The 11,965-nt window shown below is 58.0% G+C and carries 12 protein-coding genes and 1 pseudogene; 7 read left to right on the plus strand and 6 right to left on the minus strand.

What is annotated here, in order from left to right:
• Positions 1 to 522: 522 nt before the first annotated feature.
• The 6 genes and pseudogenes from N8E89_RS26230 to N8E89_RS26255 all read right to left on the minus strand — a co-directional run bounded on the left by N8E89_RS26230 (position 523) and on the right by N8E89_RS26255 (position 4,062).
• A complete protein-coding gene (locus tag N8E89_RS26230) occupies positions 523 to 888 on the minus strand; it encodes a VOC family protein (RefSeq protein WP_262262666.1) in 366 nt (121 codons plus the stop codon).
• 349 nt (positions 889 to 1,237) lie between these two features.
• Positions 1,238 to 1,435 carry a hypothetical protein gene (locus N8E89_RS26235; protein ID WP_262262667.1) on the minus strand — a complete coding sequence of 66 codons (198 nt, stop codon included), beginning with the start codon at positions 1,433 to 1,435 and terminating at the stop codon, positions 1,238 to 1,240.
• A gap of 58 nt (positions 1,436 to 1,493) precedes the next feature.
• Positions 1,494 to 1,757, minus strand: coding sequence for a cell division topological specificity factor MinE (gene minE / locus N8E89_RS26240; protein WP_106666111.1), 264 nt, complete (start codon positions 1,755 to 1,757; stop codon positions 1,494 to 1,496).
• Entirely contained in the window at positions 1,754 to 2,569 is an 816-nt protein-coding gene (minD, locus tag N8E89_RS26245; RefSeq protein WP_106666110.1) for a septum site-determining protein MinD, read from the minus strand. The genes minE and minD overlap by 4 nt, the downstream gene beginning before the upstream one ends.
• A 33-nt stretch (positions 2,570 to 2,602) precedes the next feature.
• Complete coding sequence (minC, locus tag N8E89_RS26250; RefSeq protein ID WP_262262668.1) at positions 2,603 to 3,355, minus strand: septum site-determining protein MinC; 753 nt, start codon at positions 3,353 to 3,355, stop codon at positions 2,603 to 2,605.
• A gap of 496 nt (positions 3,356 to 3,851) precedes the next feature.
• A pseudogene (locus N8E89_RS26255) lies at positions 3,852 to 4,062 on the minus strand (dodecin).
• A 242-nt stretch (positions 4,063 to 4,304) separates the two neighbouring features.
• On the opposite strand from N8E89_RS26255, the gene N8E89_RS26260 reads away from it, so the two are divergent.
• The 7 genes from N8E89_RS26260 to N8E89_RS26290 all read left to right on the plus strand — a co-directional run bounded on the left by N8E89_RS26260 (position 4,305) and on the right by N8E89_RS26290 (position 11,775).
• Positions 4,305 to 5,714 carry an adenylate/guanylate cyclase domain-containing protein gene (locus N8E89_RS26260; protein WP_262262669.1) on the plus strand — a complete coding sequence of 470 codons (1,410 nt, stop codon included), beginning with the start codon at positions 4,305 to 4,307 and terminating at the stop codon, positions 5,712 to 5,714.
• The gene (locus N8E89_RS26265) at positions 5,602 to 7,650 is read left to right on the plus strand and encodes a hypothetical protein (protein ID WP_262262670.1); all 2,049 of its coding nucleotides are present in this window, start codon (positions 5,602 to 5,604) and stop codon (positions 7,648 to 7,650) included. Before N8E89_RS26260 ends, N8E89_RS26265 begins: the two co-directional genes overlap by 113 nt.
• A gap of 244 nt (positions 7,651 to 7,894) precedes the next feature.
• Positions 7,895 to 8,485 carry an SOS response-associated peptidase family protein gene (locus N8E89_RS26270; RefSeq protein ID WP_262262671.1) on the plus strand — a complete coding sequence of 197 codons (591 nt, stop codon included), beginning with the start codon at positions 7,895 to 7,897 and terminating at the stop codon, positions 8,483 to 8,485.
• A 460-nt stretch (positions 8,486 to 8,945) separates the two neighbouring features.
• A complete protein-coding gene (locus N8E89_RS26275; protein ID WP_262262672.1) occupies positions 8,946 to 9,266 on the plus strand; it encodes a PepSY domain-containing protein in 321 nt (106 codons plus the stop codon).
• Positions 9,267 to 9,298: 32 nt separating this feature from the next.
• Positions 9,299 to 9,895: a general stress protein gene (locus N8E89_RS26280; protein ID WP_262262673.1), complete on the plus strand. Its 597-nt coding sequence runs from the start codon at positions 9,299 to 9,301 to the stop codon at positions 9,893 to 9,895.
• Positions 9,896 to 9,995: 100 nt separating this feature from the next.
• Entirely contained in the window at positions 9,996 to 10,313 is a 318-nt protein-coding gene (locus tag N8E89_RS26285; protein WP_262262674.1) for a PepSY domain-containing protein, read from the plus strand.
• A 367-nt stretch (positions 10,314 to 10,680) separates the two neighbouring features.
• Positions 10,681 to 11,775: an extracellular catalytic domain type 1 short-chain-length polyhydroxyalkanoate depolymerase gene (locus N8E89_RS26290; RefSeq protein ID WP_262262675.1), complete on the plus strand. Its 1,095-nt coding sequence runs from the start codon at positions 10,681 to 10,683 to the stop codon at positions 11,773 to 11,775.
• The last annotated feature ends 190 nt before the right edge of the window (positions 11,776 to 11,965 follow it).

Consider the following 11,965-nt stretch of genomic DNA (forward strand, 5'->3'; position numbering starts at 1 on the left):
GGCGCTTGGGAGATCCGACGTGCTCCCGCCTTAACCAAATTGGGGGGCCATTCATGCGTCACCTGACCGGGCGATACATTTATTCAAACAATGATTGGGGCATTATGCAGCGCGCCCATGCAAAGGCATCCGAACTACTTGGGCGTTGCCCACATACGCACGAACACGCGAACCGACTGGCTCGAATAGTGATGAAGCTTTTCGATCGGGGGTTACGCGATGCGGAAGTTCTGGCTTGGGTTGCCGCCAATCAGGAAACAGTTATCTCCGATTTCGCCAGCGAGCGTGACGGCAGCGAAGCTTCATAAGCCGCACCAGTCCACGAAAGCACAAGCCGGCGGTCCCCATGTCAGCCGCTTCGTTGTGCGCTTCAGATTTGGAGCCGACCGCAACGCCGTTGCGCGATGTCTATGATAAAGTTGGCTCCTTGCTGCTTGGCGACGACGGGTCGTTTCGGAGCCGACGACAAAATACCGGCCCGAAAGGTGGGTACGCGTGTAACAATGGGGCCGCCCAGCTCGGCTACAGTTGGTTGCTCACCTCAACAAGATTACCATCAGGATCTTTGAAGTAGACCGACAGGATCCTCCCAGCCGCTCCTGCGCGCTCGGCCGGTCCGTCGACGATCTCCACGCCTTCGCACTTAAGGTGCGAGACAACGCCATCCATTGGCGTCTCCGTCAGAATGCAGAAGTTACCGCTTCCGGGCACAGTAGCACGCGCAATGCGCGGCGCGGTGCGCACGTCCTGCAGGGCTCCAAAGTGCAGCGACCACTTGCCTGGTCGCTCTTCACGCGGCGACATGCCCAGCACGCGCTCGTAAAACTCGCACGTTGCTGCAACATCTCGCACACCAAGAACGATATGATCGAAAGAGCGCGATTGCATAACAAAAAGACTACGGCTCCTCATATTCCAAAGCTAGTCTTGGAATTCTTCCGGCGTCAATCGTCACATTAAGTCATTCCGGACCAGCGCCCGAGAAGTTTTTGCTACCGCATGATCGCTGGCGGGAAGGCAACGTCACCCATCATCATCGAGGTGCAAGGCGACGGCAACCTGCTGGACGTCACAGCGAAATGGTCGGACAAAGGAAAGACTCCGACCCGCCGTTGACCGAAATGGCAAGCCATGTCTTTGGGAAACAGGCAGACGGCAGGCCGAAACTCACGGTGCCCACCTTAAACTGACCGCCATTGCGGCGGATGCGATCGGAAAGGGTGGCCACCAGTTGCCTTCAACAGGCGGACGGGTAACCGTTTGGCTGCCTTTGTGTTGCGTCGGGTTTGACCCCAACAGCCTCTTCACAAAGAGCCACATGCTTGGCCAATGCGTCCATTGGCAGGAACGCACTAACAGTGCAAATATCGCGCTTTTGAAACTTTGGCATTCCCTGAAGTTCTTTCAGCCGCTCAAGAAGTGCAACCCGGGTCATACTTTTTCTCCCTTCGTTTCAATGGCTTGGTTTTTGCCCTTCAAGGCCCCGGCTTGTTTCAGGCAGCGCGGACACCCGCCTCCAAAGGAAGCTCAATGTCTACTTCCAACGTCGAGACCTGATCATCGCTACCCATTTTCACGCGAACTTTTTCTCTGTCGATTTGTATGTGCTTGGCAACGACAGCCAGAATTTCTTCCCGCAACTTTAGGACTAACTCAGAATGCCCTTGTGAGGCACGTTCATGGGCAAGGAGAATCTGGAGACGCTCGCGCGCTTTTGGCGCTGAAGCCTGCTTATTGAAGAAACGGAAAATGCTCATGCTGCCCTCCGCCGGAATATCTTACCTATCAAACTGCGCTTTTCGCTCGGAATCGTGACTGGGACATTTTCGCCCGCGAGGCGTCGCGCGGCATCCAAATATGCCAAGGCTGGGGCACTGTCCTTGTCAGCCAAGGTCACAGGATAGCCAATGTTGGACGCGCGCAGGACATCTTGACTCTCCGGAATAATGCCGAGCAACGGAATGGATAGAATTTCGAGAATATCATCGACCTTCAGCATGTCGCCTCGTTCGGCCCGACCAGCATCGTAGCGTGTTAAGAGAAGGTGTTTTTCAATTCTCTCCCCCTGTTCAGCTTTAACCGTCTTGGAGTCCAGAAGGCCAATAATGCGATCTGAGTCACGAACCGATGAGACTTCCGGATTGGTTACGACGACTGCCACGTCGGCATGCCGCATTGCTAGTGTCGCCCCACGTTCAATTCCTGCCGGGCTGTCGCAAATGATCCAATCAAACGATTTCTTCAAATCTTCGATGACCTTTTCGACACCCTCAGCTGTGAGATTGTCTTTGTCGCGGGTTTGAGATGCGGGCAACAAGAAAAGCGTATCGAGGCGTTTGTCGCGAATTAGAGCCTGCGGCAATTTAGCGTCACCTTGGATGACGTTGACCAGATCAAAGACGACACGACGTTCTGCGCCCATGACGAGATCGAGATTTCGCAATCCCACATCGAAATCGATGACAACTGTCTTCTCATTGCGCAGGGCGAGCGCAGCGCCAAGTGCCGCGGTTGACGTTGTTTTACCAACTCCCCCTTTGCCAGAGGTAACGACTATCACTTTTCCCATATTCTATTTCCTATCTTCCCCGAAGCACGAGATCTATCCAAATGTTTCTGCCAATATGGTGTCTCCTTCGAGCCATAGCTGTACGGCTTTCCCTCGAAGTCGCGGTTCCATATCTTCCGCTGTCTTGTAAAGGCCATCGATGGCCAACAGTTCCGCCTCAAGCTTGCGGCAAAAAATGCGGGCCGATGCGTTACCGGCCGACCCCGCGAAAGCCCGGCCTCGTAACGTTCCGTAGACGTGGATGGATCCACCGGCGACTATTTCAGCGCCTGAGGCGACCGACCCGATGATCGTTACGTCGCCTTCCGGAAAGATCACCGATTGCCCTGATCGCACTGGCTCTTTTATGATGATCGACGGCATCACACGGATCTGCGCTCCGCCGGAAGAATTCGCTAACGTTCCGGAAGGTTGGTTATTTCCGGAGGACGGTTCCTTTGCTGCATTTGCTGGGGGAGCCTGGAAATCCGCTGCTGATTTCCCACCCTTCATGGCTGGGGGCATACCAGGAGCAAGCAGCGAAGGGCGAGCTCCTTCTATCCCCATGAGCGATACCCCACGCTTGGCAAGCTCGTCGATCAGGAGTGCAAGCTCGGCACGGTCAGTTTGTAGATTCTCAACGTCGAGAACGATCGGCTTACCCAAGAAAAAGCCGGCGGAACGCGATGCAAGGTCGTCTAGTCGCGCCAACCAACGGTCAATGGGTGCTTCAGGCGCAAGCACAAGGGCAAGAAAGGAGCGGCCTTTAAGGCGTATGGGTTGAGAATCTGTTAGCACTTTGGTCATCTAAGTTAATTTTTCGTATCAACGATATAGGCGGCGGATGGTTAACAGATCGTTAATTTTGGACCAACTTGGGATGAAACTGCGTTTGTCCGGATGCAGCCATTGCCCAAGGTGGAAGCGGGCAATTTCCAACCAATTGTTCGCACCGTTGGTGGCCGCGCAACGGGTTGCAAGGTCGGTGACGAGTTGCGATTGACTTCGGCTTGCGGTCTCTTATCGAGGTAAACCTGCTCGACGCCCGATCGTCGGGTGCGACAATTCGTGCTTTCGCGCCCCTATCGATAGGTGAGCAGTCGCCCACGCGGCGACCACACGAGCACGAGCGCGGTGTACGCCGGATTCGTGAACAATTGCGCGAAACGGTAGATTGAAACCGCAAGCGCTGGTTGTGCCATCAACAGAAGCTTAGCTTAGCTTAGCTTAGCTTAGCTTACCTTCGATCAGCACATGGCCCTCAGGCCGACAGTGCGATCGAGGCAATAAGACCACCCGCTCTTCAATCCAAGCGAAAACCTGCTTTCAGGACGACCTGGAATCGGGCCACCTTGCCATCTTGGATATGCCCCCTGATTTGATCGACCTCGAACCAGTCAAGTTGTCTCACGCTCTGGGATGCGCGCGCGATGGCGTTCTTGATCGCCGAGATCAACCGAGTCGGTTGAACTGCCAACGAGTTCGATCTTCTTGTAAACATGATCCTCACCCATGAGATCCTCCTCTTGGGCTGTTCTCGCCGTGGTCTCGGCATCTTCGGCCCACACCGCATATTGGGCCGACCAGGTGCAAATGTGAAGTTTCATTCAGCACTCGTTTGATGCGTCGCTCTGAAATCGGCTTAACATCTGTGCCCCCCGTGCAGCTACGCTCGATTGCTCCTTCCAACGCGGCGGCGAGGGTTTTTCACTGTGCCCATGGGTGCTAAACTGCCTTGGACTACACGGAGGATGTCATGGACATTGCCGCGTGGCTCTCGGGCCTTGGGCTTGCCAAGTATGCCACGATCTTTGCTAAAAACGAGATCACTCCCGAAGTGCTCCCGCATCTGTCGGATGCGGACCTTGAAGCCCTGGGCCTCCCGATGGGCCCGAGGAAGCTCGTGTTGGCCGCCATTGCGGGGCTTGGCAACGCCGATATGCGCGATCCCAAGCCGGTGGCCGGTTCAACGCCCCGCGTCGAAGCCGAACGTCGCCAGTTGACGGTGATGTTTGTCGATCTCGTCGGATCCACCGCATTGTCAAGTCAATTGGACCCGGAAGAGATGGCCGAAGTGATCGGCAAGTACCAGAACGCGGTGGCCGGGGAAATCACGCGTGTGGATGGCCATGTCGCGAAGTTCATGGGTGATGGCGTGCTCGCCTATTTCGGCTGGCCGCGGGCGCACGAGGACGAGGCCGAGCGGGCGGTGCGGGCCGGGCTCGCCATTACGGCGGCGGTTGCCAAGCTGGTGACGCCAGCAAACGAGCCGCTGGGTGCCCGTGTCGGCATCGCAACGGGATTAGTGGTGGTGGGCGACCTTGTCGGCGAGGGCGCGGCGCAGGAGGCGGCGGTGGTTGGCGAGACGCCGAACCTGGCGGCACGACTGCAATCACTGGCCGAGGTCGGCTGTGTGGTCGTGGCCGGACCGACGCGGCGGCTGCTTGGCGAACTCTTCGAACTGGTCGATCTCGGCACTCACGACCTCAAGGGTTTCGCCCATCCGGTGCAAGCGTGGCGGGTGGTTGGCGCGAGCCTAGCCGAGGGCCGTTTCGAGGCGCTGCATGGGATGCGGCTCACGGCGCTCGTCGGCCGCGATCAGGAACTGGCCGCGCTCCTCGAATGCTGGCGGCGGGCCAAGGCCGGCAGAGGTCAGGTAGCGCTGTTGTCGGGCGAGCCGGGCATCGGCAAGTCGCGTATCGCCATCGCCCTGCGCGAGCGTCTCCGCGGCGAGGAATGCGTGTCCCTGCGCTATCACGGCTCGCCCTATCACACCAACAGCGCACTGTTCCCGGTGCTGGAGCAGTTGCGGCGGGCCGCTGGTTTCGAGCATGAGGATACGCCAGAGGTGAAACTGACCAAGTTGGAAGCACTGCTTGCCTTGGCTGTGCCTGACCCGAAATCGGCGATGCCATTGATCGCCGAGCATTTGGCGATCCCGACATCAGGTCAATACCCCCCTTCCCGAGGTTGCACCGGAACAGAAAAAGGCGAAGACATTTCAGACGCTGATCGCCCAGCTCGAGGGCCTTGCGGCCAAGCAGCCGGTGCTCATGACGGCCGAGGATGTTCACTGGTTCGATCCCACAAGCCTCGAACTGTTCGATCGCGTCGTCGATCGGATCGAACGGCTGCCGGTGCTGCTCGTTGTTACCTTTCGGCCTGAGTTCGCGCCGCGCTGGACCAGCCGGCCGCACGTGACACTGCTGACCCTCAATCGTCTAGGGCAGAACGAAAGCACTGTGCTGATTGACCATCTCTCCGGCGGGCGGCCGCTTCCTGTCGACGTGCAAGCACAGATTCTCGCCAAGACCGAAGGCGTGCCACTCTTTGTCGAAGAGCTGACAAAGGCGGTTCTCGAATCGCGATTGCTGCGCGAGACCGGCAAGCGCTACGAGGTCACCGGTTCGCTGCCGCCGCTCGCCATCCCCTCGACGCTGCAGGACTCGCTCCTGGCTCGCCTCGATCGGTTGATGCCGGTTAAGGAGATAGCGCAGATCGGCGCTGTCATCGGCCGCGAGTTCAGCTACGAGTTGCTCGCCGCGACCGCGCAGATGGACGAGCCGAAGCTCAGGACCGCTCTGGATGAACTCGTGCGCGCCGAACTCGCGTTTTGCCGGGACACGCCCCCGGATGCAATCTACACTTTCAAGCATGCGCTGGTGCGCGATGCCGCCTACGAGTCGCTGCTGAAGAGCCGACGCCAGCAACTCCACTGCCGGATCGCCACGGTCCTGCGCGAGCGCTTTCCCGACCGAGCGGAGGCGGAGCCGGAGGTGCTTGCCCATCATGCAACCGAGGGCGGTCTGCTCGATGATGCCGTATCGTACTGGCACAAGGCGGGCCTGCGCGCCAATTATCGCTCGGCCAACGCCGAAGCCATTGCCCACCTCTCCAAAGGCCTGGATCTTCTCGCGACACTTCCCGAGACTGCGGCCCGCGACAACCGCGAGATCGACCTCCAGCTTGCACTTGGCATTCCACAGCTCGCCGCCAAGGGCCATAGGTCAGCCGAGGTCATGGCGGCCTACACACGGGCACACGCGCTGTGCAACAGACACGGCGGCGAGACATCCCGACTGTTCCCCGCCCTGCGTGGCCTGTGGACCTGCAATCGCGCCCGGGGACAGATGCGCACGGCGCGTGACCTCGCCGACCAGCTCGTCACGATCGCCCGGCGCTCGAGGAATCAGTCTTTGCTGCTGGAGGCCCATCACGCGCAATGGACGACACATTACTGCCTCGGCGAGTGGCGGTCAGTATGCGAGCACACCGCACAGGGTCTCGCCCTTTACCAACCTGAGCATTTCTCTCACGCCTTCATATACAGCGGTCACGACGCTGCGGTATGCGCCACGGCGCACGAGGGGGTAAGCCTGTGGATGCTCGGCTTTCCGGACCGGGCGCTGGCCCGCGCGGAAGAAGCCGTCACCCTCGCCCGCAAACTGGCCCACCCGCCCAGCGTCATGCTCGCCCTTTCAATTGCGATCGTCCTTCACTGCGTTCGCCGCGACGCCGACGCAGCTCGGGAAAAGATCGAAGCGGTGTCGCAGATGGCGCATGACGGGATACCACGCTATATACCCGATGCCGAGCTGCAAATGGCCTACATCTCGGCACTCGGGAGCGAACAACAAGCTCGGGCGGGCATGACCGTGATCCAGGAGGCGCTGGCAGCCGATGAAGACGTGGAGTGGAAGGGCTTTTACCTGTGCCTTTTCGCCAGCGTCTGCGGACTTGCCGGCGAAGCCGATATCGGCCTGAATGCTCTGAAGCCAGCAATAGAAGAGGTGGCGGCCACCGGCGCGCACCTCTGGGAGTCGGAACTTCACCGGATCGCCGGAAATCTCCTGCTCAGTTCAGCAACACTCGATGTCGAACGAAGCGAAGCACATTATCTTCGCGCCATCGAGGTCGCTCGGGAACAGCACGCGGCATCCCTCAATCTGCGCGCATCGACCTCGCTTGCCCGCCTGTGGGCCCACCGCGGGGACAGGCACAAGGCCTACGACCTGCTCGCCCCTGTCTACGCCTGGTTCACCGAGGGCTTTGAGACGCGCGACCTCGTCGATGCCAGCGAGATACTCGATCAACTGCAGTAACCGAATCGTACGTCGTGCCGAAACACGCGCCCCTTGCAATTGCTCTTGCCGGCCCCCATTTACCCGATCCACCCGTAAATGAGATACTGGGCTGCCAGCAATGACGCTCGGTGTCTCCGGGGTAATACGGCGCTCCTCGGCCACGAGTTGAGCGCCGTATTTTTTGAGATTAGACAGCAATTTTCGGCCAGACTTGGCCTTGATCAAGCCTACCCCGGGAGCGATACTGAGTGGGTGATCAATCATGTGCAACGATTATGAGCAACACATCCGCTGGGCCGAATATTGCGACCTGATGCAAGCCCTGAAGCTTGGCATTCCCACCCATCAAAATGAGCTTGACCTCCCGCAGGCCGATGACATCAGGGTCAACGACATGGCTCCCGTGATGCGTGCCGCTGGAAACCAAATCGAACTTTCTCCGATGAATTTCAGCTTCCAGCCGTCAGGACGCGGCGGGCCCGTGTTCAATTTTCGATCAGAGGGACGGCACTTTGCTGCCAGCAAACGCTGCCTCATCCCTGCAACTGCTTTCTTTGAATTCACCGGCAAGAAATATCCGAAAACCAAGCATCGCTTCGCCCTGATCGGCGCGCCATTCTTGGCAATTGCCGGCATCTGGCGAGAGGGCCAAGGCAACCATCCGGCATCCTTCGCCATGTTGACGACGATGCCGGGACCGGATGTAGAACCGTATCACAATCGCCAGGTCGTTGTGCTTCGCCCTGAGAACTGGGCCGCATGGATTTACCTGACGAAGCTTGAGGCAGAACTGCTGCAGCCCCTTTCGGGAGGGTCGCTGACTGTGGACACCGTTCGGGCGGGGATTGATTGACGCCAGATACCAAGCCTCGGGAAGTCAGCGAAGACGGATGAAGTTTGATCGGTAGCGACATCGTCCAACCGAAATCTTTTTTGAGATCCATTTCCGAGATGGCGATAGGCCTCTTCACAAAAGGAGGAACTCCTAATGCCTCGAAGCCGCGATGCGCTGTCTACGATGATGATCGCCTATCCACATCAGATGCTGAAGAACCCGCCCAATTTCGCAACTGTCTTGGCCCTTTCGCAATTACACCACCGCGTCGGCCCGTTGCCTTGGCCACCATTTCTATTTTGACGAGTAATGCCCACCACAGCGTCTATTTTTTGAATACCGCGCGAGGATCCTTAAAGGTTCCCTCTAAACAGAAAAATATACCCGTCGACTTTCCCTATGAAGGCGGAACTTTGAGCGCAAGGGCGAGTTGTTTCCTCAGCTGATCGGATCAGCCAATCAGAAAATAGGAGACACCATGAGACGTATCGCACTTATGCTTGGCGCACTTTCCATTGTTTCGGCAGCTTATGCGCAAGACGCAACAAAGCCTGCGACGGATGCGCAAACGCCTGCCGTGTCAACGCCCGATTCAAAAAATCCTGCCGCTCCAGTTCCTGGCGCGAACAGCTTTACTGAAGGCCAGGCCAAGGAACGGATTGAAGGCAAGGGGTACTCTGAGGTTGCCGACCTTACAAAGGGTGAGGATGGAATTTGGACCGCTTCAGCCATGAAAGATGGCAAGCCTCTTAAAGTCCAACTCGACTTCCAGGGCAATATCACCGAAGCCGCCAAATAACGTTTGAAACCCCATAATTTAGGAAGATTTTCATGCAAACAATAACAGGACTTTACGATAATTACGCAAACGCTCGCACCGCGGTCAACGCGTTGGAAGATGCGGGAATTTCCTCGTCCAACATCAGTATCGTCGGCCGCGAGGGTGAAACAAACGAATCCTATGCCGGAGAAGGGGCCGCGACAGGCGCCGGGGTTGGAGCGGTTGTCGGTGGTACTGGTGGCCTCCTTGCCGGCCTTGGGATGCTGGCCATCCCAGGGGTTGGGCCGGTGGTAGCGGCTGGTTGGCTCGCGGCCACCGCAGCTGGGGCTGCGGCCGGGGCAGTCGCCGGGGGAGCTGCTGGCGGCATTATCGGTTCAATGACAAACGCCGGCGTTGATGAAGATGATGCCCATGTCTATGCGGAAGGCGTCCGCCGGGGAAGCACTTTGGTGTCGGTCAGGGTTGAAGAGGATCAGGGCGATGTTGCTCGATCAATTCTCAACGACAATGCTCCGGTTGATGTCCAGGCGCGCCGCGCCATGTACCGCGAGGAGGGCTGGCAGGGTTTTGACCCAAACAGCCCCGATCTGACCGAAGAGGAACTCGCACGTGAGCGGGATCGGGTGCGTGACCATCGTCCGTTGTAAATTCTAAGCCGACCGTTCGAATGCCGCGTTCCGCAAGCGTGGTGCTCGAACGGGCAATCCACGAGAATTTTTTCGCAAGAACAAACAATTGGAGGAAATCATGTTCAAGAAATTTATGCTTATCGGCACAGCTGTGCTTCTTACCCTCACCGCAGCGCCGCAAAGCTATGCACAGTCCATTGAGATTGGCCCCGGAGGCGTGCGGCTCCAGCAGCCGAGCCGTGAGCGGATGGTGCGCCGTACGATGGAGATTGATGAACGCCAGGCCGTGCGAATAGCAAAAAGTGAAGGGATAAGGAGCGTGGACGACGTGAGACGTACGCGGTCCCGATACCTTGTTGAGGGATCCGATCGCCGCGGAAATGATATGCGCGTTAGCGTTGATCGCCGCTCGGGCGAGGTTATTTCCGTCGATTAGCAGCGACTAGGACCGAATTTGCTCAAATGCACTCGCGCCCAATGTGGCGCGAGGGTGCACAGGACCCATTTCAAAGAAATAGCTTTTCGACTCCCACCATTTGCGGCGAAGGCTAGAATTGTCGGTGAGCACGCAGTTTATCTGCGCTCAGCATTCGAAGGCTACCCCTCGGCGCCGCATCCGCAGTAGGACAGCCAATTACGTCCGCGCTTGCGCAACACCACTGTCCCAAAAACTTCTGGTCCATCCTCAAGGCCCGGCTTGATCCAGCAATTCTATCAATTTGTGCAGTGCAGCAACCTTTATCTCGCAACTGCGTTAACGGTGATCAGCGCCGTCCCGGTCGTTGACTGGAAAGGACGTCGCCATGAGAAATATCGCCGGTACTATCAAACGCCTTAATGCCAGCCGAACGCTAAAATCCTCGCCTTTGCCACGAAACGCCAACACGCGTTTGCAGCCAATGGCCGACTTCGGCCAAAATCCCGGCAGCCTGCTCGCATGGATCTATATTCCGACAAATTTCAAGCCCGGATCGCCACTTGTGGTGGTCTTGCATGGGTGCACGCAAACGGCAGCCGCCTACGACCACGGCTCCGGGTGGTCTGATCTTGCCGACAGGCATGGATTTGCCCTGCTCTTTCCCGAACAACAGCGAAGCAATAATCCCAATCTCTGTTTCAACTGGTTTGCCGCGGCCGATACCAGCCGCGGCCAAGGCGAAGTGCATTCAATCAGTCAGATGGTGGTCTCACTGACGCACAGGTATTGCCTCGATCGGGCGAACATTTACGTCACTGGCCTGTCGGCCGGCGGCGCGATGGCTGCAGCGATGCTTGCAACCTATCCTGAAATGTTCAAGGCCGGGGCAATCATTGCGGGTTTGCCGTTCGGCACTGCGTCGAACGTTCCCGAGGCATTCGACCGCATGCGCGGCCACGGCATCCAGGAAGACCGTATTCTTGCTGAAAAGGTCCGCCAGGCATCCAACCACCAAGGTCCATGGCCCGCGGTGTCGGTGTGGCACGGAACTGCAGATAGGACGGTGGATCCCATCAATATGGAAGCGATCATCGGTCAGTGGTGGCACCAGCACGACCTGAAGGACGCTCCACGCATCACATCGCAATCGCAGCGTCACCAGTGTCGCACCTGGAGCGATAACGCGGGTATTACCCGGGTTGAGGCTCACACCATAAGCGGGATGGGCCATGGCACCCCAATCAAGCCGGGTGCGAACGGCTTGGGCACCCCCTCAGCCTTCATGCTTGACGTCGGCATCTCATCGACGTGGCACATCGCCAACTCGTGGAATTTGATTGGGGAAAGTGAAATACCACCTGTCGAAGTGGCCGTGACATCGTGTCCTGCTAGCACGTGGGACGAAGGTACCAGGCAAGTCAATCGACCAGTGCGTGGCGTGATCGAGGATGCGTTGCGGGCAGCGGGCTTGATGAAGTGAACATTGCCTGGTCAAACGAGGCTGTGCGAAGCAGGGTCCGAAGTGGGTCAGGACCAATGGACTTCGTGCCTGTGTTTGCCGCAGTCCGCGGCCAGGCAGCCGTTGGCATGCGTTCGAATAACTTTGCTTGCCGCAGCAAGCGCTATGCCTCAACGCGGCAAATGGCAATACATCGTCCGCACATGTTGCA

The sequence above is a fragment of the Phyllobacterium sp. A18/5-2 genome (assembly GCF_025452215.1).
GTDB lineage: Bacteria > Pseudomonadota > Alphaproteobacteria > Rhizobiales > Rhizobiaceae > Phyllobacterium > Phyllobacterium sophorae.

Coding starts and splice junctions, on each gene's coding strand:
- N8E89_RS26235 (WP_262262667.1), bottom strand. CDS start 1,435: ATGACCCGGGTTGCACTTCTTGAGCGGCTGAAAGAACTTCAGGGAATG.
- minE (WP_106666111.1), bottom strand. CDS start 1,757: ATGAGCATTTTCCGTTTCTTCAATAAGCAGGCTTCAGCGCCAAAAGCG.
- N8E89_RS26270 (WP_262262671.1), top strand. CDS start 7,895: ATGTGCAACGATTATGAGCAACACATCCGCTGGGCCGAATATTGCGAC.
- N8E89_RS26290 (WP_262262675.1), top strand. CDS start 10,681: ATGAGAAATATCGCCGGTACTATCAAACGCCTTAATGCCAGCCGAACG.
- N8E89_RS26230 (WP_262262666.1), bottom strand. CDS start 888: ATGCAATCGCGCTCTTTCGATCATATCGTTCTTGGTGTGCGAGATGTT.
- N8E89_RS26275 (WP_262262672.1), top strand. CDS start 8,946: ATGAGACGTATCGCACTTATGCTTGGCGCACTTTCCATTGTTTCGGCA.
- N8E89_RS26285 (WP_262262674.1), top strand. CDS start 9,996: ATGTTCAAGAAATTTATGCTTATCGGCACAGCTGTGCTTCTTACCCTC.
- N8E89_RS26265 (WP_262262670.1), top strand. CDS start 5,602: ATGACGGCCGAGGATGTTCACTGGTTCGATCCCACAAGCCTCGAACTG.
- minC (WP_262262668.1), bottom strand. CDS start 3,355: ATGACCAAAGTGCTAACAGATTCTCAACCCATACGCCTTAAAGGCCGC.
- N8E89_RS26260 (WP_262262669.1), top strand. CDS start 4,305: ATGGACATTGCCGCGTGGCTCTCGGGCCTTGGGCTTGCCAAGTATGCC.
- minD (WP_106666110.1), bottom strand. CDS start 2,569: ATGGGAAAAGTGATAGTCGTTACCTCTGGCAAAGGGGGAGTTGGTAAA.
- N8E89_RS26280 (WP_262262673.1), top strand. CDS start 9,299: ATGCAAACAATAACAGGACTTTACGATAATTACGCAAACGCTCGCACC.